General features: G+C 69.5%; 21 protein-coding genes and 1 pseudogene. All 22 read right to left on the bottom strand.

From position 1 onward, the window contains the following. Positions 1–538, bottom strand: a pseudogene (locus KILIM_RS19305) (flagellar motor switch protein FliN); the annotation flags it as partial. A 23-nt stretch (positions 539–561) separates the two neighbouring features. Continuing rightward, on the bottom strand, positions 562–1,431 hold the full coding sequence (locus tag KILIM_RS19300; protein WP_006594427.1) for a flagellar motor switch protein FliM: 870 nt from the start codon (positions 1,429–1,431) through the stop codon (positions 562–564). 99 nt (positions 1,432–1,530) lie between these two features. After that, positions 1,531–1,992, bottom strand: a complete 462-nt coding sequence (locus KILIM_RS19295; RefSeq protein WP_006594426.1) for a flagellar basal body-associated FliL family protein — start codon at positions 1,990–1,992, stop codon at positions 1,531–1,533. A 60-nt stretch (positions 1,993–2,052) separates the two neighbouring features. Then, positions 2,053–3,042 carry an OmpA/MotB family protein gene (locus KILIM_RS19290; protein WP_006594425.1) on the bottom strand — a complete coding sequence of 330 codons (990 nt, stop codon included), beginning with the start codon at positions 3,040–3,042 and terminating at the stop codon, positions 2,053–2,055. Next, on the bottom strand, positions 3,042–3,818 hold the full coding sequence (locus tag KILIM_RS19285) for a motility protein A (protein WP_006594424.1): 777 nt from the start codon (positions 3,816–3,818) through the stop codon (positions 3,042–3,044). Before KILIM_RS19285 ends, KILIM_RS19290 begins: the two co-directional genes overlap by 1 nt. Positions 3,819–3,820: 2 nt before the next feature. After that, a complete protein-coding gene (locus tag KILIM_RS19280; RefSeq protein WP_006594423.1) occupies positions 3,821–4,072 on the bottom strand; it encodes a flagellar FlbD family protein in 252 nt (83 codons plus the stop codon). 382 nt (positions 4,073–4,454) lie between these two features. Beyond that, complete coding sequence (locus tag KILIM_RS19275; RefSeq protein WP_006594422.1) at positions 4,455–5,420, bottom strand: type IV toxin-antitoxin system AbiEi family antitoxin domain-containing protein; 966 nt, start codon at positions 5,418–5,420, stop codon at positions 4,455–4,457. 286 nt (positions 5,421–5,706) lie between these two features. Continuing rightward, on the bottom strand, positions 5,707–7,818 hold the full coding sequence (pta, locus tag KILIM_RS19270) for a phosphate acetyltransferase (RefSeq protein ID WP_006594421.1): 2,112 nt from the start codon (positions 7,816–7,818) through the stop codon (positions 5,707–5,709). An 8-nt stretch (positions 7,819–7,826) separates the two neighbouring features. Further along, on the bottom strand, positions 7,827–8,111 hold the full coding sequence (locus KILIM_RS19265; RefSeq protein ID WP_006594420.1) for a hypothetical protein: 285 nt from the start codon (positions 8,109–8,111) through the stop codon (positions 7,827–7,829). Position 8,112: 1 nt separating this feature from the next. Then, entirely contained in the window at positions 8,113–8,745 is a 633-nt protein-coding gene (locus KILIM_RS19260) for a hypothetical protein (protein WP_006594419.1), read from the bottom strand. Beyond that, complete coding sequence (gene eutJ, locus KILIM_RS19255; RefSeq protein WP_006594418.1) at positions 8,742–9,650, bottom strand: ethanolamine utilization protein EutJ; 909 nt, start codon at positions 9,648–9,650, stop codon at positions 8,742–8,744. Before eutJ ends, KILIM_RS19260 begins: the two co-directional genes overlap by 4 nt. Further along, positions 9,650–10,276 (bottom strand): cupin domain-containing protein, encoded by a 627-nt coding sequence (locus KILIM_RS19250; protein WP_006594417.1) that lies wholly within the window; start codon positions 10,274–10,276, stop codon positions 9,650–9,652. The genes eutJ and KILIM_RS19250 overlap by 1 nt, the downstream gene beginning before the upstream one ends. A 114-nt stretch (positions 10,277–10,390) precedes the next feature. Beyond that, complete coding sequence (gene eutM / locus KILIM_RS19245) at positions 10,391–10,678, bottom strand: ethanolamine utilization microcompartment protein EutM (protein ID WP_040563890.1); 288 nt, start codon at positions 10,676–10,678, stop codon at positions 10,391–10,393. Between the two features lie 220 nt (positions 10,679–10,898). Next, positions 10,899–12,416 carry an aldehyde dehydrogenase family protein gene (locus KILIM_RS19240; RefSeq protein WP_006594415.1) on the bottom strand — a complete coding sequence of 506 codons (1,518 nt, stop codon included), beginning with the start codon at positions 12,414–12,416 and terminating at the stop codon, positions 10,899–10,901. Positions 12,417–12,422: 6 nt separating this feature from the next. Then, positions 12,423–13,079, bottom strand: coding sequence for an ethanolamine utilization microcompartment protein EutL (eutL, locus tag KILIM_RS19235; protein ID WP_006594414.1), 657 nt, complete (start codon positions 13,077–13,079; stop codon positions 12,423–12,425). Positions 13,080–13,116: 37 nt separating this feature from the next. After that, positions 13,117–14,064: an ethanolamine ammonia-lyase subunit EutC gene (gene eutC, locus KILIM_RS19230; protein ID WP_006594413.1), complete on the bottom strand. Its 948-nt coding sequence runs from the start codon at positions 14,062–14,064 to the stop codon at positions 13,117–13,119. Positions 14,065–14,074: 10 nt separating this feature from the next. Continuing rightward, the gene (locus KILIM_RS19225; RefSeq protein ID WP_006594412.1) at positions 14,075–15,442 is read right to left on the bottom strand and encodes an ethanolamine ammonia-lyase subunit EutB; all 1,368 of its coding nucleotides are present in this window, start codon (positions 15,440–15,442) and stop codon (positions 14,075–14,077) included. A gap of 58 nt (positions 15,443–15,500) precedes the next feature. Further along, the gene (locus tag KILIM_RS19220) at positions 15,501–16,955 is read right to left on the bottom strand and encodes an ethanolamine ammonia-lyase reactivating factor EutA (RefSeq protein ID WP_006594411.1); all 1,455 of its coding nucleotides are present in this window, start codon (positions 16,953–16,955) and stop codon (positions 15,501–15,503) included. 14 nt (positions 16,956–16,969) lie between these two features. After that, a complete protein-coding gene (locus KILIM_RS19215) occupies positions 16,970–17,260 on the bottom strand; it encodes a EutN/CcmL family microcompartment protein (RefSeq protein WP_006594410.1) in 291 nt (96 codons plus the stop codon). Then, a complete protein-coding gene (locus tag KILIM_RS19210) occupies positions 17,257–18,468 on the bottom strand; it encodes an ethanolamine utilization protein EutH (RefSeq protein WP_006594409.1) in 1,212 nt (403 codons plus the stop codon). The genes KILIM_RS19215 and KILIM_RS19210 overlap by 4 nt, the downstream gene beginning before the upstream one ends. Before the next feature lie 173 nt (positions 18,469–18,641). Further along, the gene (locus KILIM_RS19205; protein ID WP_157551837.1) at positions 18,642–20,117 is read right to left on the bottom strand and encodes a hypothetical protein; all 1,476 of its coding nucleotides are present in this window, start codon (positions 20,115–20,117) and stop codon (positions 18,642–18,644) included. 137 nt (positions 20,118–20,254) lie between these two features. Next, on the bottom strand, positions 20,255–20,892 hold a 638-nt coding region (locus tag KILIM_RS19200; RefSeq protein ID WP_006594407.1), incomplete at its 5' end, for a hypothetical protein.

The following is a 20,892-nucleotide window of genomic DNA, read 5'->3' as shown; positions in this document are numbered from 1 at the left end:
CCCCGTCCTGCGCCGGGCCGCCCTCGGCCTCCTCCTCCGCGGCTGCGACGGCGGCGGCGAGCTGCGCCGCGGCGCCCTCAACGGTGGCCTTGGCGGGCAGGGCGAGCAGCATGCAGGCCAGCGTCTGGCCCTCGAAGATGCCGATGACCTGCGCCTCGTCGGCGTTGTCGAGGGCGTCGAAGGCGTCGGTCATGTGGGCCTGGCCGGCGGTGAAGTCGCCGATCTCGCCCTTGAAGGCCTCCAGCGACTCGGTGATCGCTGCCGTCCACAGGGTGCGCGCCTCGTTGCGGTCGAACAGTTCACCGTTCTTGTGGTCGACGAGACCGGTGATGACGAGGACGACCGGCCCGACGTTGGCCTCACCCAGGCCCTTGAGCACCGACTCGACGGCGATGGCGCCACCAGGCAACGACATGGTCGTCGCCTGGATCGCGTCCAGCGGCTCGATCGTCAGCGCGTCGCCCCCCGTGAAATGGGACGGCAGCGCCTGCGCTGCCGCCAGGAGGGCGGCGCCGACGTCCGGGGTGGTGGTAGCCATCTTGGTTCCTTCTCGCTGACGACTCAGACGGTCACGATCTGGCAGGCCAGGCGGTTGCCGTGGCTGCCAGGAACGGCTTTGGCGACGATGACGCCGTCGGCCGACATGGTCAGGGGCTGGTTGGTCGGGTGCCGCAGCGGCAGCACGTCGCCGACCTCCAGTTGCAGCAGGTCCTTGCTGGGCAGAGAAATCGAGTCGAAGGCGACGGTCACGGGCAGCGCCACATCGTGCATGCGGCCCTGCAACTGCTCGGCGGCCAGCGCCTGCGGGCCGGTGAGCTCCTTCTCCGGCTTGACGGCCAGTGCGTCCAGCACCGGCTGGATCGTCGACACCTGCATCATCAGCGTGGAGATGGCCGTGTGGTCACCGATCTTGATCTCGAAGTCGGAGACGAGCATCGGGTCATTCGGCTGGGCCAACTGCAAGAACGAGGCGTCCGCCTCGAGTGACGTGACCATCGGGGTGATGGTGGCCAGGGTCTCGAACGCGTAAGCCAGTTCGTGCACCATCCGCTGCACGAGGTTGCGGATCAGCCCCGCCTCGATGTCTGAGAGCGGCCGCACCGGCTGGTTCTCGTGCCCGGGGCCACCGAGCAACCGGTCGACGACACCCATGACGATGTCCAGCGGCAGGTGGAAGACGCCCGCACCGGGTAGCGGCGCGAAATTGAGGATGGCCAGCAGCGATGGGTTCGGCAGCCGCCGGATGTACTCGTCGTAGGTGGCCTGGCCGACCTGCTCGAGGTTGGCGTAGGCCACGATGCGCAACGTCGTGGACAACACGGTGGCCATCTGGCGAGCGAAGGTCTCGTTCGCCATCTGGAGTGCCCGAACCTGCTCACGACTGAACCGGCTGGGGCTCCGGAAGTCATAGGGAAGAGGTTCGGGGGTCACGTGCTCTCAGATCGGCCGAATAACCCACTACCTGAGCGGTATACGCCGCAGCGGGCAGGGGCGATTGCCAGGTGTTCAGAGGGGATCACCGCAGGTCACCTACTGCATGACGAACTCGGTGAAGTACACCTGCAGCACTTGCCCCTCGTAGCGTTTGGCGACCTCTTCGGTCAGCTGCTTCTGCGCCTCGACCTTCGTCGCCGGGCTCAGGAGGTCGTTGAGTTTGTACTTGCCGAGTACCCCGATCGCGGCGTCGCGCGCCTTGGAGACATCGAACTTCGTAGTGTCGCCGCCCAGTTCGGCCGTGGCCTCCTGGGAGAGTTGCAGGGCCAGGTTCGTCTTGAGGAACTTGCCGTCGGCCAGGTTGAGCGTCATGGCGTTCTCCATCGTCACCATGCCGCCCGGCTCCTTGGCCGGGTCCTTGGCCGGCTCCGACGGCTTGAGCATGGTGAAGACGACGAAGGCCGCGGCGACCAGCACGACGGCGACAGCGGCACCCACGATGATGATGAGCTTGCTGTTGCTCTTCGCCGGGGCCGCCTCTTCGGTGGCTGTACTCATGTCCTGTTCTCCTGGTGAGGGGCCGGCCGCGAACGGCCGGCAGGTTCGTGCACGGTCGGGTCAGTTGCCGCCTGCCGCCGGTACGGCGGCGGGCGATGGAGCGGAGGCTGGTGTCGTAGCGGCAGTGGCGGGCCTGGCCGAGCCGGCCGCTTGCGAGTTCGGTTGCACGCCGGTGCCGTCCAGCGGCACCATCGGCAGCACGACGATGGCCACTCGTCGGTTGCGCGCCTTGCCGGCGTCGGTGCGGTTGGAGTCGAGCGGGCGCTGGTCGGCGTAGCCGGTGGCGTTCATGCGGTTGCCGGGCACCCCTTGGGACTGCAGCCGCCGCAGCACGGTCGTGGCGCGCATGGTCGACAGCTCCCAGTTGGAGGCGAAGGTGCCGCTGATCGGCACGTTGTCGGTGTGCCCTTCGACGGTGACGTGGTTCGGCAGGTCCTTGACGACCGGCGCGATGAGGTCCAGCACGTCGGTGCCGTCGGGTCGCAGCTCGGCTCGCCCGGTGTCGAAGAGCACCCGGTCGGTGACGATGTTGACGACCAGGCCGCGCTCGTCGACGACCATCTCCACGGAGTTGAGCAGGCCCTTCTCCTTGAGCTTGATCGTCAGCTCTTCCTTCAGCTTCTCCAGGCTGGCCTTCTGCGCCTCGGCCTGGGCCTGACGGGCGGCCTCACGCTGAGCTGCCGCCGTGTTGTCGATCGGCGGCTTCTTGTCCGGCACCTCGACGGGCGCGGGGATGATCTTCTCCTGCAGCGCGGTCTCCCGCTCCTGCTGGCGCGAGCCCGGCACCTGCTCGGGCTGAGCCGGCATCTGGTTGGCCATGATGCCGTCGCCGCCCTCGAAGTTGCCGAGCTGGCCGGGCATGGTGACCATGCCGAAGGCCTCGCCGGCACCCTGGGCGAACAGCTTGACCTTCTCGCGGTCGACGGCGGCCATGGCGAACATGACGATGAACAACGCCAACAACAGTGTGAGGATGTCGGCGTAGGCCACCATCCATCGCTCGTGGTTGACGTGCTCCTCGTGCTCGGGATGCTTCTTCTTGCGCGCCATCACGCAGCCTTAGCCGCTTTGGGGTCGACGCCGCCGCCGGGCAGCGCCGAGCGCAGCTTCTGCTCGACCATGCGGGGGCTCGTGCCGGCCTGCACGGCCAGCACGCCCTCGACGATCATCTCCATGTTGGCGACCTCGAGCTGGGAGAGCCGCTTGAGCTTGCCCGCAATTGGCATCCAGGCGCCGTTGGCGATGAGCACACCCCACATGGTCGCCACGAACGCCGACGCGATGAGGTAGCCGAGGCGGCCCACGTCATCGAGGTTGCTCAGCGCGGTGATCAGACCGAGCACGGCGCCGACCACGCCGATCGTGGGGGCGTAGCCGCCCATGTTCTCGAAGAAGGTCACGGCGACCTTGTCGGTGTCCTTCTTGGAGGTGATGCGCGCCTCGAGCAACTCGGCGATCTCGTCGGCGTCGGTACCGTCGACGGTCATCTGGATGCCCTCCTTGAGCAGGGGGTCATTGATGTCCTTGGCCATGTCCTCCAGGGCCAGCAGACCCTCGCGGCGGGCGCGGTCGGCCATGGCGACGATGACGTCGACCAGGCCGGAGGCGTCGGGCTGCTTGGCACCGAAGGCACGCTTGAAGCCGCCGAGCGCCAGCTTGTACTCGCTCATCAGCAAGCTCGCCGAGGCGGCGCCGAACGTGCCGACGAAGATGAGAATGAGCGCGGCCGGGTTCAGCAGCGTCAGCAGGTTGACGCCCTTGAGGACGGCGGTGACTGTGACGGCGATGAAACACACCGCCACACCGATGATCGTTCCCTTGTCCATGGTCACTTCTCCGAATTCGAGACGGAGTGCAGGCGCACCCGGGGTGATGATGGGGGGGCCGGGTGTGCGGTGGCCATGAGCACCGATGCTCGGAACTGACACACCTCGTCGACGATCTGCTGGACCGACTCCGAGACGACATACTTCGTTCCGCTGACCAAGGTGATCACGGTGTCAGGGGTCGCTTCGACGCGCTCGATCAGATCGGGATTGAGCGCGAAAGCGGTGCCGTTGCGGCGGGTGACAGTGATCATTACGTCCCGTCCGTGGTGGGTTTGGTCGTGTGATGCCGTCCCGGCACCACGTGTCTCTTATCGACCGACGCCCCGCTACATGTAGGCCGGTCGACTGTCAATAACCTGGGCCAAAACCAGCCATCCCCGCAGGTCAGCGCGGTGTGACCGGCGCAACGTGGAGCGCCGCGCCCCCTCGGATCAGCTTGCAAAGCAACGCTGTTCGCGCGCCGCGACGTCGGCGGCACCGCCGGTGGCGTGGCCGATGGCGTGGCGGGCACGGCTGGGCAACGGCAACTAGCACTGGACAACGGCGGCGCGACTGGACTATTGCTCGAGCAGTTGCTCAGTGGGGGGCACAGTTGCCCAGCGGGAGTTGCCCTTGCTCAGTGGCCGGCGGGGCTTAGGCGGCCACCGGCCAAGGGATGCCAGCTTCGGCGGCGGCGGCTGCGAGTCGGTTCGCGATGAGCTCGAGGTTGCCGAGCTCCGACCAGGTGAAGCGGACGAAAATCCAGCCTTGGCGCTTGAGCGCGCGCTCGCGCTCGTCGGCGCGGCGCCCCTCTAGCGGGTCGTTGAGCTTAACCAGGCCATCGAACTCGATCAGCAACCTCGTGCCCGCAACGCGAAAGTCGGCGCGGTGGGTGTGCTGACCCACGGTCAGCTTGAACTGCGGCTCCACGGGCACCCGGAGCAGCACCAGGTCGTACCGCAGCAGGCTTTCGCCGGCGCTCTCCGCGCGGGGGTCGACCAACTGCAGGATCTGCTCGACGGGCGCCTTGCCCGGTACCCGCCGGTACGCCGCCAGCGCCTGGACGATCTCCTGGGGCGAGGTGTTGCCGAACTCGATCGGCCCCTTGAGCAGGTCTGGCCGGCCCCGGCGCAGCGCTGCGTCCCCGGCCACCAGCGCGGCGCGGGGGCCCTCAAGGATCCCCGTCTGCACGATCGCCACCGCCGGCGCCACCGCAGCCGGCTGCGTCTGCGCGAGCGCCGTCGCTTTCGGGAGCACGTGCCGCCGATAGCCTTTGGCCGCAGCGGCCCGCTTGATCTCTCGCGAGCCGACGTGCACGGTCGCCAGGTCCGGCGTCAGCGTCGGCAGGTTGTAGACGAGCAGCGCGCTGTGATGGGTCGCCACATAGCCGGCGCCCAGGCTCGCGAGCACCGCCCGAGTGCGCAGCCGGTGCCGGCGCTCGCTCCCACCGGTCATGCGGTCGCGCACCGCGTACTGCCCGCGGGTCAGCCGCACGACCGTACCCCGGCGCACCTCCCGCTGGAGACGGTCGGCACCGATGCCCAGCGAGGCGGCGTCCGCCGTGGTGAAGAGACCGTGGTCCAGCGAAGCCAGGGTGCGGAAGAGTCCGAAGCTGTCCATGGGGCCTACGATGGCGCGCCGACGAGGGTCCCTGCCGACACCATCGGTCCAGCTGTGGATAACCCCCTGGGAGCGCTGTCCGGTCGTCGACCCTGTGGATGACTGGGCCCACGGCCTAGGTGAGGAGATCCTCCGCCACCGCGGCCGCCTCCACTGGACAACCGCAACTAGGGCTGGACAACGGCGGGCGCGACTGGACTACTGCTCGAGCAGTTGGTCAGTCGGTCAGCGATAGTCCAGTCCGATTCGTTTGCACACGGAGGGCGGCGCGCGCAGGGGGCGCGGGCTAGGAGTCAGCGGGCAGGGCGCTGGCCTGGATGGCGGTGATGGCGACGGTGTTGACGATGTCGGTGACCAGGGCGCCGCGGGAGAGGTCGTTGACCGGCTTGCGCAGGCCCTGCAGCACGGGGCCGATGGCCACGGCCGCGGCGGAACGCTGCACCGCCTTGTACGTGTTGTTGCCGGTGTTCAGGTCCGGGAAGATCAGCACGGTCGCGCGGCCGGCGACCGCGGAGTCGCGCAGTTTGGTCTGGGCCACCACGGGGTCGACCGCAGCGTCGTATTGGATCGGACCCTCGACCTCCAGGTGCGGGGCGCGCTGCCGCACCAGATCCGTGGCGACGCGCACCTTGTCGACGTCGGCGCCGGAGCCCGAGCTGCCCGTGGAGTACGACAGCATCGCGATCCGCGGGGGGATGCCGAACTGCTGCGCCGTGCCCGCCGAACTGATCGCGATGTCCGCCAGTTGCTCCGCGGTGGGGTCGGGGTTCACGGCGCAGTCGCCGTAGACGAGCACGTTGTCGGGCAGACACATGAAGAACACCGACGAGACGACGCCCGCTCCCGGGGCGGTCTTGATGACCTCCAGCGCCGGGCGGATGGTGTGGGCCGTCGTGTTCACCGAGCCCGAGACCATGCCGTCGGCCAGGCCGTCGAGCACCATCATCGTGCCGAAGTACGACGGATCGGAGCAGTGATCCAGGGCCTGGTCGTAGGGAACCAGTTTGTGTTTCCGCAGCTCGGCGTACTCCCGCGCGAACCGCGGCAACAAGGGTGAGGCGGCGGGATCGACGAGGGTGGCCGCGCCCAGGTCGACCCCGAGCGCGGCGGCGCGCGACTCGATCTCCCCCGGGTCGCCGAGCAACGTGAGGCGGCAGATGCCCCGCTGCAGCAGCACGTCGGCCGCCTGGATGATGCGGTCCTCGGTGCCCTCCGGCAGCACGATGTGCCGGTCGGCGGCGCGCGCCCGCTCGACCAGTGAATGCTCGAACATCAGCGGCGTCATGGCGGTCGCCACCGCCGCCGCCGAATCGGCGACGAGGGCCGCGGTGTCGACGTGCCGGTCGAACAGCTCGCGGGCCGTGTCGAGCTTGCGCGCCGTGAACCCCGCCGAGCCGCTGCCGACGCCGAGCAACCCGCGCAGGGCCGCCGTCGTCGACTCCGGGACCGCGATGACCGGCAGATCGACACCCGCCGCGCGCAGGGCCGTCGACAGCGCGGCCTCCACCCGCCCCTCCAGCGAGTAGGTGCCGGCCACGAACACGGCGGCCAGCCGGGGGAACGTCGGCAGCGTCTGGGAGAGGGTGACGCCGAGCAGCAGGTCGAGACGGTCGTGCGGCACCAGCACGCAGGTGCCGGGCCGAAGCTGCTCAAGCACGGCCCGCAGCTGGTCGGCGCCGACGACGACATCGAGCGCCTCGGCCTCCAGTGACTCCGGCGAACCGAGCAGTTGCCGGCCGCGCACCGCGGTGGCCAGCACCCCGACGCTCGGCGCGCTGAGCACGGGGTCTTCGGGGATGACGAAGGTCGCTCGCGCGGGGCCGCGTAGCGCGTCGGCCAGGGCGGACTCGACCGCCGCGGCATCCTCCGGCGCCACGCGATTGGCGATGACCGCGCGTACTTCGGCGTGGTGCAGCCGCGCGTCATTGATCGCAGACAGCCCCGCCCGAGCGATATCGGCGGGGCGACGGTCACGGCCGGAGACGACGAGCACGATGGGCGCCGCGAGGTTGGCGGCGATCTGGGTGTTGAAGCCGAACTCCATCGGCCCGGCGACATCGGTGTAGTCCGAGCCGACGACGAGCACCACGTCGCAGCGGCCGGCCAGCCGGTGGAAGCGCTGGACGATCCGGCCCATCGCCTCCTGCGGATCGGCCAGCACGTCGTCGTACGTCACGCCGAACGCGTCGGCGTAGGCGAGCTGCCCCTGCGGCAGGTGGTCCAGCAGCATCCGCAACACGTCGTCCTCGACGCCGTCGGAGCGAACGATGGGCCGGAAGACCCCGACGCGGTCGAAGGCACGCTGCTTCTCCTCCAGCAGCCCGACGGCCACGGCCGACTTGCCCGAACGTGGATCAGGCGAGGCGAGATAGAGGTTGGGCGTCCCCCGGCTGGACATGTGCCGGCTCACGAACCCCGCAGCACGCGGTCGATGGCCTCATCGAGCCCGGGCGGGACGTGGCCGAGCTGCGCCAGCACCGCCGAACGCACCTTCGCGCGCACCTGCGGGTCGACGGCCCCCTCCCCCGCTGCGGCGACACCGGCGGCCTCGACCCGCCGCACCGCCATCCCCCGCGAGCGGGCGTACTCGGCGGCCAGGTCGGTGATCGTCACGTCGGGCGGGCACACCAGCTCCGACTCACCGCGGGCCAACCGCTCGTCGATGTCGATCTTGGTGATGAACGTGCGCATGTCAGGCTCCCGGTCCGCCGGTGATGGCCTCGATGGCCCCGACCGCGGCGTCGCGGGCGGCGAGGATGTCGGCCTCGGAGCCAGACATCCACAGCCGGCCGAAGCGACCGACGGCCGAGAAGTGGTTGAGGTAGACGGGGGCGGCCTTCTCCGCCTCGTTGGCGGCCAGGGTGATGTAGGCGGCGGGGGCGACCTCCAGCACCAGCATCGTCTGGCCGGCGACGAGCATCGTGCCGCGGTTGAAGCGGTTGAGCAGTTGCGCCTGGTAGGGGTTGACGTTGGTGATGACCTGGATGGAGGCGATGATCGGCTTGACCCGGTCGGTCATGCCCAGGCCCAGCTCCTCGAGGGTGACCTCGCCGGCGCGCAGCACGTCGGCCTGCGACATCGAGTGCACCTCGAACATGCCGAACTCGCGTTCCACGATCTGCGTGCCGGGGCGCACGTCGGTGGCCTTGACGACCTTGTCGACCACGCGGAAGACCCAGTTGCCCGGCGCCATCTCGACGTAGAGGCTGGCCATGCCCTCGACCGGCGGGTCGCCCTGGGTGATCGTGCCGATGAACGCCGCGAACTGCGGCTGCATGCGGTCGATGTGGCAGTAGGCGCGTAGCGAGAAGTCGTCCACGGTCATCGGGATCCTCCACGGTGGGTCTGGGCGAACGCGAGAACGGCGGCGTCCCGGTCGGAGGCTGAGTCGGCTCCCTCGCGGGCGGGTGCACCGTCGAAGGCGGCGGCGCCGAGCGGGGTGACGAACAGCGGGCTGACCGGCACCTGCGCCGGAATGCCAGTGACTTCTGTGACGATCTGCTCGATGCCTGCGAAGCCGGCGGTCCCACCCACCAGGTAGATGCGCGACACATCATGCCCGGACACCTGCCGGGCGACGATCGTCGCGATCTTCTCCAGGGTCGGGCGCACGATGGGCAGCAGCCGGCGGTGGTTGGCCGGGTCGGCTTTGAGTTGCTCGGCCTCTTCGATCGGCAGGCCCAGGGCCCCGGCGAGCACCAGCGTCAGGTGCTTGCCCCCGGTCGGTTCGTCGTCGGTGGCGACCACGTGTCCCCCGCGCAGGATGGCGATGCCAGTGGTGCCGCCGCCGACGTCGACGACCGCGCCCTCGGTGACCCCCAGCACCGCGTTCGCCGCGTTCGGCTCGTCGACGACCGCCGTGCACTCCAGGCCGAGGCTCTCGACGACGTACCGGTGGGCCCGGTGGTCGCTGGTGCCGACGGCCGGCGGGATCGTCACGGCCGCGTGGGTGAAGCGGCGACCGGTGCGCGTCTCCAGGTCGCTCAGCACCTCACCGACGACGCGTTGGGCGCCGGCGAAGTCCCACACCACGCCGTCGCGCACGACATCGGCGAAGCGGTAGGAGCCGGCGAGCGGTTGCCCGTCGAGATCGGTGACGATGACGACGGTGTAGGCGGTGCCGAGGTCGACACCCACCCGCACGGGCTGCGCGGGGTCGATGGGTCGGCGCCCGCGCATCACCTTCTCGGTGCGGGCCATCAGCTTGGGCAGGCGGGTCGAGGTCGTCATCAGCCCGCCCAGTCGGCCGGGAACGTCACGTAGACGAACCGCGCCCAGCTCGGGGTGCCGAAGGTGATCTGGGATCCCTTGGGCACGTAGAGCACGTCGCCCGGTAGCCCGACCTTCGTGCCGTCGGCCGTGCCGATGTGCAACTCGCCTTCGAGCACGATCTGCACCTCGTCGTAGGTCAGGGTCCACGGGAACGACCCAGCGGTCAGCGTGAGGTAACCGGCGGCCATCGGGCCGTCGTCCGCCGTGACGACGTCCGCCGCCTGCACCTGCTGGTCGGGGCCCGGCCCGGGGAACGGGAACGGTTCGAGCCGCACGTCGCCGCCCTTGACGAGCTTGACCGGCGCCGGCCGCCCGCCGGCCCCGGAAGGACCGCTCTGACCAGCGGTGCCGGAGGCGAGCAGGCCCGTCACGAGTGCTCGCACCCGCGCCTCCAGGTCGTCGGCGGCAGGTTGCGACGAGCCGCTGGCAGATCCCGCGCGTCTCTGCGGTTGGCCCTCGATGAGGGTGACCCCGCGGTCGCGGGCGACGTCCCGGGCGAGCGGGGTGACGATGGCGCCGGCGGGCACCACAAAGTCACCGCCGGCGCGGGGCACGTCGTCGGCCGTGATCACGGCACGTCCCATGCGAGCGGTCACCTCCTAGCTGTCCTGGTCGGTCGGGCCTGGTGGTTGCGGCCCAGCGGCCTGCTGGACCGATGGCGGCACAGCCGACCGGACGAGGCTCGGCGGCACGCGGTACTAGTCGGCCTGCGGCAGGATCGATTCGACGTCGGAGTGCGGGCGCGGGATGACGTGCACGGAGACGAGTTCGCCGACGCGTCCGGCGGCCGCGGCCCCGGCGTCGGTCGCCGCCTTGACGGCCCCGACGTCGCCGCGAACCATGACGGTGACGTAGGCGCTGCCGATCTGCTCCTTGCCGATGAGCTTGACGTTGGCGGCCTTGACCATGGCGTCGGCGGCCTCGATGGCGCCGATGAGGCCACGGGTCTCGACCATGCCGAGAGCGATCATCTGGACGTCGGGCATGGTGGTGCTCCTTTGCTGTGATGGTGCCTGTCGGGTTCGTGCTTGTGCCGTTGGTGCTTGTTCGGGGCTGGCCTTGGTTTGCTTCGCCGGCGCCGCCTTCTTCGCGGCCACCGCCTTCTTGGCAGCCGCCGGTTTGGCAGCGGCGGCGCGCTTACGGGTGGGGCTGCGAGCGGCCCGCTGGCGGGCGGGCTTCGGCGCCTCGGGAGTCTGGCTCATCGACTCACCCCTTCATCTCGGCCATGACTTGACGCACGAGGCGCTCGATGAGCTCGACATCCGCCGCGACCGGTGTCTGCGGCACCGCCCCGGAGAGGGCCGCCGATCCGTTGCGGGAGGCGGCCGGGGCGGTGTCGCCCAGGCGCGCTCCGGGCGGGGCGTCGCGCAGGTGGTAGGCGAGACGTTTGACGTTGAGCAGGTGATGCACGGTGATGTTGTCGCTGACCACCGCGCCGCCGATGCCGCCGGGGGCTAGGGTCAGCGAGGGCATCACGCCGGTGGTGGCGCCGATGCCGCCGAGGCTCCCCCAGGTGTTGACGAGGATGCGGAAGGCGGGTTTCTGAATGCCGAAGGCGAGGATCGACTCCTCGTCGCGGGAGTGGATGACCAGCGAGTGGCCGTCGCCGCCGAAGGTCAGCAATTGGATCGACCGGTCGCAGCCGGCGCGCCACCCGTCCTCGACCATGAAGCCGAGCACGGTCGTCAACTTCTCCCGGGAGATGGGGTGCGCGGGGCCGACGCCGGCAAGGTCGGCGACGAGGATCTTGGCATCGCCGGGTACCGCGAAGCCGGCGAGCTGACCGATGGCCTGCGGGGTGCGACCCACGTACTCGGCGAGCATCATCCCGTTGGGGCGGAACATCTGGTTGCCCAGCAGCGTCGCCTCCTGCTCGCTGAGCCAGTGGGCGCCGCGCGCCTGCATGAGGGTCTTGAGCTGCGCCGCGATGGGCCGGTCGGCGACGACGGTCTGCTCGGTGGCGCAGATCGTCGAGCAGTCGAAGGCCTTGGAGTCGACGATGTCGCTGGCGGCGCGCTCGATGTCGGCGGTGCGGTCGACGTAGACGGGCACGTTGCCGGGGCCGACGCCGAGCGCGGGCTTGCCGACGCTGTGGGCGGCCTTGACCATGCCGGGCCCGCCGGTGGCCAGCACCAGCGAGGTGGCGTGGTGGTTCATCAGCTCTTGGGTGCCCGACAGCGCGACCTCGGTGAGGCAACTGACGAGCCCGGGCGGCATCCCCGCGGCCTCCCCGGCCTCGAGCATGACCTGCACGGCGGCGTCGGTGCACCGGATTGCCGACGGGTGCGGGGCCACGATGCACGCGTTGCGCGCCTTGGCACTGATGAGGATCTTGTAGATCGCGGTGGAGGTGGGGTTGGTCGACGGGGTGAGCGCGACGACGACGCCGACGGGCCAGCCGATCTCGACGATCTTGCGTTGTTCGTCGCGGCGCAGCACCCCGCACGTCGGGATGTCTTTGATGGAGTCCCACACGGCGCGGGCCGCGAACTCGTTTTTGATGCGCTTGTGGTCGGGGCGCCCGTAACCGGTCTCCTCGTGGGCCAACGCGCCGAGGCGTGCGGCGTGGCTCATCGCCGCGTCGACCATCGCCGCGCAGATCCGGTCGACCTCCTCCTGATCGGTGAAGGCGAAGGCGCGCTGCGCCTCCCGGGCCCGCACGGCCAGGTCGCGCGCCTGCTGCGTGGACCGCAGGTCCGCGTCGAAACTCTGCACCCCAACCATCGCGCCTCAGGCCTTCATCGGGTTGCCGGCGACGTCGAGCACGGCATCGGCGAACGCCGAGCACGCCGCGAAGCAGGCGCTTTGGGAGCCGGTGAGCAGACCGCCGGAGAAGTTGGTCTCGCTGGGCGGCGCGAACCACGTCGCCATCTCGACGTCGGCGGCCTTGAGCGCCGCGTCGAGGGCGAACGTCGCCTCCAGGGGCGGCGCGATGAGGTAGGCGAGGCTCGCGCCCTCGGGCACCCCGGCCTCCTTGGACAGGTACCGGCCCGTGCGCGAGATGGTGTGCGCGAAGAACGCGAGGGAGTCGTCGGCGTTCGCGCTGGTGAAGTGCGCCTGCTCCTGCGCGTAGGCGACCGCCGCGTTGAGGCCGGAGCGCACTTCGGCCGGGTCGGGCCCGGCGAGGATGCCGATGATCTCGCCCGACAGCGGCCCGGAGGCGTGCGCCGAGCCGGCGTAGAAGCTCTTGGCGTAGACCACGTCGACCTCGGCCATCTTGGTGGCCTCGTCGAGCGCGACGTACAGGGAGTCGTCGATGTCGCAGGTGATGAGCGCCAGCGACCGCTGCTGCGGTGAGAGCTCGAGCTTCGCGGCCAACCCCGGGTGAACGGCGGGGATGAGGCGCGTCGCGAGGATGGTCGGGACGACCGGGTCCATGACTGCCATGTCTGTGCTCCTCTCGTGCCTTGTCTGCGCCGGCCGGTCAGCCGGCGGCCGCCTCGCGCAGTCGCACCCCGGAGGCTGAATATTTGAGCATTCGCTGCACGAACTCGACGACGTAGGCGCCGGCTTCGAGCGGGTTGGTGCCCCCGTGCGCGGTGATCATGCAGATGAGGTCGCGGTCTGCGTCGGACTTTCCGGGTTCGGGGTCGTAGCCCATATAGGCGCTCATCGCGTCGGCGATACCCAGGCCGGGGCGTTCGCCGATGAGCAGCACGAGGGCCTTGGCGCCGATGATCGAGTTGATGTCGTTCATCACCCCGACGCGGCAGTTCTCGACGAAGAACGGGGTGCCCAGCGAGAGGCCGGCGCTCTTCAGGCCCTGGGTGATGACCGGCAGGATGTCGGGCAGATTGTCGTCGATCGCCGCGGCCGACAAGCCGTCGCCAACGACGATCTGCACGTCCGGATTCTTCACACACTTCTGGGCGATCTCGCTCTTCGCAGCCTCCGACAGGCGCCGCCCGAGGTCGGGGCGTAGCAGGTACTCGCCGCGGTCGGCGACCGCGGTGGTCACGGTGAACAGGTCGAAGCGGTCCCGCACCTCCTGGCTGACCTCGCCGTAGATGGCGTCCTGGGTCACGCCGTGGTCGGCCTGGAACAGCAGCAGCGAGCGGGTCAGGGGCCGGGGGCCGGCGCGGCCGACGCCCAGCCTGGCGTTGGTCGCGGCGCACAGGTTGCGTAGCCCCTCGGGGTCCGCGGGGTCGCGCACGCCGATGGCGCGCCGGGGCTCCTCCTCCGTGGGGTCGGGTAGGTCGATGACCAGGTCGGGGCCGGCGACAGAGCCGGCGCCGGCCGACGTCCCGGTCGCCCCATTGGCCCCGGTGCTGGGCGCCCCGCCGCCGGTCGCGGCGGGGGCGGAACCCTTGGCGCCGGCGAGTTCCGCGAGGACGCGGGCGACGATCTCGTCGATGCGTGCAGTGTCTGTCATCGCCATCTCCTCAGCGGCTCAGGAAGAACGAGGCGTCGCCGGCCTTGTCGGTCAGCTTTCCGTTGCGCCAGAGCCCCAGTTCTTCCATCCAGCACTCGAATTCGGGCAGCGGCCGCAGTTCGAGGGCTTGGCGCAGGCTGGCGATGTCGTGGTAGGCCGACGACTGGTACGAGAGCATCGCGTCGTCCCCCATGGGCACGCCCATGATGAAGCTGCCGCCGGCGGAGGCGAAGAGCACCTCGAGCGCCTCCAGGTCGTTCTGGTCGGCCTTGGCGTGGTTGGTGTAGCAGACGTCGCAGCCCATCTGGATGCCCGTCAGCTTGCCCATGAAGTGGTCCTCGAGCCCGGCGCGCATGATCTGCTTGGCGTCGTAGAGGTACTCGGGGCCGATGAAGCCGACGACGGTGTTGACCTGGTACGGGTCCCACCGCTTGGCGAGGGAGTAGATACGGGCCTCGAGCACGAGTTGGTCGGCGCCGAAGTTCGCGTCGGCCGACAGCGCCGAGCCCTGCCCGGTCTCGAAGTACATGTAGTTGGGCCCGGGCGTCCAGCAGTACTTCTTGGCCAGGGCGTGGGCCTCGTCCATGAGCCCGACGCTGACCCCGAACGACTCCATCGCCTTCTGCGAGCCGGCCAGCGACTGGAAGATCAGGCCGGCGGGGTCGCCCTTGCGCAGGCACTCCATCTGGGTCGTGACGTGGGCGAGCACACAGTTCTGTGTGGGGATTTCCCAGCGGTCGATGACGTCCTTGGTCATCTGCAGCAGGCGACCGACGGACCCCGGGGTGTCGTCGGAGGGGTTGATACCGATGACCGAGTCGCCGGAGCCGAACGAGAGGCCCTCGTAGGTGGAGGCGCGGATGCCGTCGACGGAGTCCGTCGGGTGGTTCGGCTGGTTGCGGGAGGCCAGGGTGCCGGCCAGGCCCATCGTGTTGTTGCAGTGGGTGACGACGCGGATCTTGCGGCCGCCGAGCACGAGGTCGAGCGTGCTCATGAGCTTGGTGACGGCCGCGACCATCTCTCCGGTCAGGGCGTTGCTGACGCGCCGGATCATGTCGGAGGTCGTGTGGTTTGACAGGATCCACTCGCGCAGCTCGCCGACGGTCCAGTTCTTGATCTCGGCGTAGATCGTCTCGTTGACGGCGTCGTCGATCGCTCGCGTGACCTCGTCGTCGTCGTACGGCACGACGGGGTTCTCCCGCAGCACCCACAGCGGGACCTCGGCGAGCACGTGGCGGGCGGCGACCCGCTCGGCGACGGTGCCGGCGGCGATGCCGGCCTGCTCGTCGCCGGACTTCTGCTCGTTGGCCTTGGCCAGCAGCTCGGTGAGGGTGGCGAACTCGTAGGTGGTGCCGAAGAGCTTGGTTCTCAACAGCATGTGAACTCACTTCCGCTGCTGCGCATCGCGGCGCTCCTCTCGGGTCGGTGGTTGGGCATCATGCTGCGGGTTGGTAGAAGACGAGGGTCTTGACCGAGACCGGCACGACCCGTCCGTCGAGCATGGGTTCGCCGATGTCGATGTAGTCACCCTCGCCGAGGCCGATCTGGTCGATGACGACGAGCGGCAGCCGGTCTGCGCTCGCTTTGACGCTCTGCCCGATGACTTGGGCGTAGTCCTCTTCGGTGACCATGACCAGCGGCGTGCCGGGCGCCAGCGCGCGCTGGGCGAAGTCGGCGATGCCGCGGGCGAGCACGGTCAGTTGCGCGTAGTCGAGCCGCTGCGGCAGCCGCAGCTGGATCGCGACGCTGGCGGTGGCGCCGCCGCCAGAGTCCCACCGGCGGTGGGCGTCGGTCAGGGCGCGAGCGACGGCGTCCGCGTCGGTCAACTCGGTGCCGAGGTCGGGTTCGATGACGGGCAGGTTGCGCAGCGGCAGCACCTGCGCGTCGGCCCAGATGGTGGAGCCGGAGAGGGTGATCTGCTGGCTGGCGGCGCCGAGCACCGTGGCGCGCAGGGTTTGGGCGGGGCGCTCGACCCGCAGGGCCTGCCAGCCGGGGTGTTCGCGCAGCGAGCGGGCGAGCAGCGGCCCGACGTCGCCGTAGGCGGCGATCTGCGCGAGCGTGTCAGCGGGGGCGTCGTCGTAGTACAGCAACCCGACCCCTCCGGAGATGAAGTAGGTGGTGACGGTGTCGCGGATGCGCATGGGGTCGGTGAGCGCGACCTTCTCACCCAGCGGAGACTGTCGGCCGAGGCAGAGGTCGACGACGACGTCGGCCATCGCGTCGGTGAGACGGCGCAGCGTGGCCAGGCTCGGAGCGCGACCGACGGTGAGGTCGAGGCCAAGCGCGTCGGCGATGATCCGGCCGCTGGGCGCGAGGTGGGTCAGCACGCCGCTGCGCGGGTCGAGTCGGGCCTGGCGACCGCCGACCATCGCGGCGGAGGAGTCGACGTGAGTGCCGGCGCGGAAGAGGGCGGCGTTGGCCGATCCGCCGCCGATGTCGACGGTGACCACCGAGGTGAAGTGCTCGGCGGACCAGGCGGCGGCGCCGCAGCCGCGCCCGGCGATGAGCGACTCGACGTTCGGGCCGGCGACGGTGACGACGAAGTCGCCGGCCAGGCCGGAGAGCCCGTCGAGGATGGCGGCGGCGTTGCGGGTGCGGGCGGTCTCGCCGGTGACGATGACCGCGCCGGTCTCCACCTCGGTCGGTTGGGTGTCGGCGTCGCCGTACTCGGCCTGCACGAGGTGCACGAGCCGGTCGACGTCGATCTCGTCCGCCGTCACCAGAGGGGTCTCGTGGGGTTCGCTGACGTAGAGCACCTGGGCGGCGTCGATGTCGAGCCGCGGGACGAGGCCGAAGCGACGCTTGTTGCGCACGGTGAGCCGCGAGAGCACGAGTTGGGTCGTCGTGGTGCCGACGTCGATCCCGACGCTGAGGAGCTCGCGGCTGGACATGGCTGGCCGATCCGTTAGGACTTGCGGAAGGTGACGTTGCCCTCGACGTCGAGGGAGTCGACGATGGCGATGATGGCGGCGTCGACCGGGGCCCCGCCGGTGCGGTTGGTCTCGCGGGCGGCGCTGCCGCGGGCGACGAGCACCAACTCACCCTCTCCGGCGCCGACCGTGTCGACGGCGACGTACGGTTCGCCGTGCGCCTCCTGCTCCGGGGTGCAGGCGCGCACGAGCAGCAGCTTGGAGCCGTGCAGGCCCTCGTCCTTGATGGTCGAGACGACCGACCCGACGACGGTGGCGAGGATCATGCGGCGCTGCCCTCTTCGGTGGCGGCGACCTTTCCTTCGGCGTCGGCGGGCGGGAACGAACGACGGAACAGCAGGTAGGCGACGGCGACCGCGGTGATGCCGGCGATGAGTTTGCCGGCAATCATCGGGAAGATCATGTCGCGCCCGACATTGACGCCGCCGTACATGAATCCGGCTGTGAAGCCGAGGTGGTCACCGAAGGTGAACGCGGCGCTGACCGCGAAGGCCGCGTTGAGGGTCTTTCCGCGGTTGTCCATGTTCTTGTAGATCTGGAACATCGGAATGTTGTTGGCCAGGGTGGCGATCATGCCGCCCGCGGAGGAGTCGTTGATGCCGAGCATCCGGCCGGCCTTGGACAGCGGCTTCGACAGGTACTTGACGATGAGGTAGACGAGCGGGAACGCGCCCATGAGCACCATGGCGATGGAGCCGACGATCGCCAGGCCTTCGGTGGGCGGGTCGAGGAACCACGCGTTCGCGGCTTCGAGGGCGGCTCGCTCGGGGTCGCCCTCGGCGCCGGCGGGCATGGCGATGAGGCGCACGCCGGTGAGCTGCTGGAAGACACCCCAGGCCAGGCCGATGGTGATGAGGATGACCAAGCCCTTGCCGAACAGCTCGAAGCCGCGGGTCATGCGCTCGGGGGCGAAGACGAGCCCGAGCACGATGAGGGCGGCGGCGATCGTGATGGGGATGAGGTTGCGCAGCACCATGCCGGGGTCGAAACCGGCGACCAGGCCGCCGACGAGCACACCGATGGGGATGGTCGTGATGCCGGCGAGCACGCCCTTGGCCAGGTACTGGCGGTCACCCTTCTCGATGATGCCGAGCGCGACGGGGATCGTGAAGACGATGGTCGGCCCCATCATGGCGCCCAGGATGAGGGCGGCCAGGAGCCCGGCTTCGGGGTCGCGGGCCAGCGACATCGCCAGCGGCGCGCCGCCCATGTCGTTGGCGAGCAGGGTGGTGGCGAACATCGAGGGGTCGGCGCCCAAGAACTCGTAGGTCGGCGCGATGACCGGCTCCAGCACCTTCTTCAGCACCGGCGCGAGGCTGACGACACCGACCATGGCCAGCGCCAGCGGCCCGAGGGCGTTGAGCCCCTCCTCGAACTGCTCGCCGAGGCCGATCCGGTTACCGAGAATCCGGTCGACCGCACCCGCCAGCATGCTGATCATCAGGATCCACACGATGATCTCGTTGATGCTCAACGCAACTCACCACCCTCACGACCGATGCACTGGTACTAGACATCGCCGGGCGTAAGCACATCGCGCAGGGGCGCCGTCGCTCCGGGTGCTTCACCCTAGGTCACGAAGAGCCGACCCGGGGGAATAACCGGATGTGATCTCACCTGGTCACAGGTCCGGACGCACAGCAGTGATCAGGCCGTCTTGTAGCCCTTGAGGATCTTGACGTCGACCGATTCGGTGGGCACCACGATGCTGGTCGCTCCGGCGGCGGTCAGGTCGGCCGGCTTGTAGGAGACCTTGACGGACTTGCCGTTGAGCGTTCGAGACAGATTCCAGGCGCCGATACCGTCCGCCGTCGCGGACAGCGTGACGGTGCCGCTGGTGAGCGCGGGGGCGGCGACGGTGGTCTCGGCGACCGTGAACGTGGCGGTCTGGACGGCGGCATTGCTCACGAGGTAGCCGCGGTCGGGGACCGCGCGGAACGACACCGTGACTGGCTTGCCGTCCTTGCTGTGCTTGACCTTGTACACGGCGTTGCCGTCCTTGCCGGCCTTGAGCTGCTTGTACGCGAGCTTGTTCTTCGCATCGCGCTGCCCGGCGAACCAACTCATCCCCCGCGCCGTGGGCAGCACGAGAGTGTCGTTGGTGGTGCCGGAGCGATCGGTGTCGGCGACCCGGTCGCCGACCGCGATGGGCGTGGCGGTGGTGGGGTCCGCGAAATTGAGCGAGACCGGGGTCGGGGCCGCTGGGGTGCCGGTCGTCGGCACGGTCACGCCGCTCGCGGGCTGGGGTGCGACGGCCAGGGAGGTCGTGGTGTCGAGGTCCCCCGCGGGCACGGGCACGTGGACGGTGACCCCGGGCTTGACCTTGACGGCTTTGGGCGACGAGCCGACCGTCCACCCCAGGCCGGGCAGGCCGGTGATCTGCACCGTCTCGACCGAGGCGCCCTTGCCCATACCCTTCGTGGCGTCGAGCGGGTTGTCGCCCACCTGAACGGCTGCTGCCAACTGCTGCGCGGTGTAGGTGATGGTCTCGGCGCTGCTCACGCCCGCAATCCCGTTCGTCACCGCTGGAGACGACGCAGCGAGTGTGGCGCCGGCGGCGACGGGGAACACCTTCTCGCCCCCCGGCAGTTTGGCCGTGACCGTGCCCTTCTTCCCGAACTTCGCCTCGTCGTAGACGACCTCGCCGATCTTCCAGTGCACGCCGTCCGCCTTGGTCAGCACCACGCTGTCGCCCTTGGTGCCGGGCAGATCGATGAAGGTGAGAAAACCCTTCAACTCGTCGTCGGTGTAAGAGATCGGGGTGTCGGTCGGCGTGTAAGTGAAACTCGACGGGCCGTTGAGCACGAACTTGTTGGCTTCGGTGTCGGGGGCGGCCTTGGCGTTGATCGTGGTGGCGGCGCTCACGCTGACCGACGCGGTCTTGGCGGAACCCTCGAACTTCACCGCCTCGGTCGCGCTGCCGACGAACCAGTCGGCCCCTGCCAACTTCGTGAGGACGATGACATCGCTCGCACTCCCCGGGCGGTCCAAGAGCTTGGGGAACTGTTTCCCGCTGATCTTGACGACCTTCGTCTTGGCGGCTTTCGGCGCGGGGGCGGGAGCCGGATCGGCGGCCGCCGACAGCACCCCGACAGGGGTAGCGAGAGCAACCGCTATGGCCACCGATAGGGAACGTCGACCAGCCCGGGAGCGCCCGTCAGACTGGCTACGGCGCCCTGCACACTGAGTAGTTGGCGACACGCGCACGAAAATCCTCTCCTTGCCACATCATCCGTGATTGCCAGGCCGTGATGAGCCGATCAGCCGGCCAGGTAGCTGACCTTGACGGCGTTGCTCTTGACGTCCCACTTGTTGGTGACCAGCAGCGTCTGCGCGGGCACCCGGGCACTGCTGGGGCGGGCCGGCAGCGTCACCGTGATCTTGGCGTTGTCAGTGGCCCTGGTCCACGCGGAGGTCGCCAACGGGGTGCCGTTGAGGGAGACCGAGCTGACGGTGCTCAGGTTGGTGCCGGTGAGTTCGACCGTGCCGCCGGCCGCCGGCACCGTCTTTGCTGCGGTCGCGATCCGCGGCTTCGGCACCGCGATCTTCACGGCAACCGGGCGCAACTCGATGTAGTCGCTGCGCACCGTGACGGCCACCGACTTGGTGCCGGCAGTCTGGGTCGGGATCGGCACCGTGAGCGCGGTGCCGGCGGCGTTGCTAGCCCAACCGCTGGTGCCGCCCTCGGCGATGACAGTCTCCCCGATCCGCACCTCGGTGAGCTCGAGCAGGTTGGTCCCGGTGAACACGGCGGCGCCGCCATCGGGGGTCAAAGCAGCCTTCGGGGCCTTGAGCGTGACCTTCGGCACTTCGTAGCTCAGGCCGAGGGTGTTGCTCTTGCCGTTCCACTTGTTGATCGCGACAAACTTGGCGGCGGGCCTGGCTTTGAAGGCCAGGG

The sequence above is a fragment of the Kineosphaera limosa NBRC 100340 genome (assembly GCF_000298215.1).
Classification (GTDB): Bacteria; Actinomycetota; Actinomycetes; order Actinomycetales; family Dermatophilaceae; genus Kineosphaera; species Kineosphaera limosa.
This window is presented reverse-complemented; position numbering and strand designations above follow the sequence as displayed.

Bases quoted from the DNA above. Each gene is read 5' to 3' on its own strand.
- KILIM_RS19295 (WP_006594426.1), bottom strand. From the start codon at position 1,992: ATGAGTACAGCCACCGAAGAGGCGGCCCCGGCGAAGAGCAACAGCAAG.
- KILIM_RS19290 (WP_006594425.1), bottom strand. From the start codon at position 3,042: ATGGCGCGCAAGAAGAAGCATCCCGAGCACGAGGAGCACGTCAACCAC.
- KILIM_RS19285 (WP_006594424.1), bottom strand. From the start codon at position 3,818: ATGGACAAGGGAACGATCATCGGTGTGGCGGTGTGTTTCATCGCCGTC.
- KILIM_RS19280 (WP_006594423.1), bottom strand. From the start codon at position 4,072: ATGATCACTGTCACCCGCCGCAACGGCACCGCTTTCGCGCTCAATCCC.
- KILIM_RS19275 (WP_006594422.1), bottom strand. From the start codon at position 5,420: ATGGACAGCTTCGGACTCTTCCGCACCCTGGCTTCGCTGGACCACGGT.
- pta (WP_006594421.1), bottom strand. From the start codon at position 7,818: ATGTCCAGCCGGGGGACGCCCAACCTCTATCTCGCCTCGCCTGATCCA.
- KILIM_RS19265 (WP_006594420.1), bottom strand. From the start codon at position 8,111: ATGCGCACGTTCATCACCAAGATCGACATCGACGAGCGGTTGGCCCGC.
- KILIM_RS19260 (WP_006594419.1), bottom strand. From the start codon at position 8,745: ATGACCGTGGACGACTTCTCGCTACGCGCCTACTGCCACATCGACCGC.
- eutJ (WP_006594418.1), bottom strand. From the start codon at position 9,650: ATGACGACCTCGACCCGCCTGCCCAAGCTGATGGCCCGCACCGAGAAG.
- KILIM_RS19250 (WP_006594417.1), bottom strand. From the start codon at position 10,276: ATGGGACGTGCCGTGATCACGGCCGACGACGTGCCCCGCGCCGGCGGT.
- eutM (WP_040563890.1), bottom strand. From the start codon at position 10,678: ATGCCCGACGTCCAGATGATCGCTCTCGGCATGGTCGAGACCCGTGGC.
- KILIM_RS19240 (WP_006594415.1), bottom strand. From the start codon at position 12,416: ATGGTTGGGGTGCAGAGTTTCGACGCGGACCTGCGGTCCACGCAGCAG.
- eutL (WP_006594414.1), bottom strand. From the start codon at position 13,079: ATGGCAGTCATGGACCCGGTCGTCCCGACCATCCTCGCGACGCGCCTC.
- eutC (WP_006594413.1), bottom strand. From the start codon at position 14,064: ATGACAGACACTGCACGCATCGACGAGATCGTCGCCCGCGTCCTCGCG.
- KILIM_RS19225 (WP_006594412.1), bottom strand. From the start codon at position 15,442: ATGCTGTTGAGAACCAAGCTCTTCGGCACCACCTACGAGTTCGCCACC.
- KILIM_RS19220 (WP_006594411.1), bottom strand. From the start codon at position 16,955: ATGTCCAGCCGCGAGCTCCTCAGCGTCGGGATCGACGTCGGCACCACG.
- KILIM_RS19215 (WP_006594410.1), bottom strand. From the start codon at position 17,260: ATGATCCTCGCCACCGTCGTCGGGTCGGTCGTCTCGACCATCAAGGAC.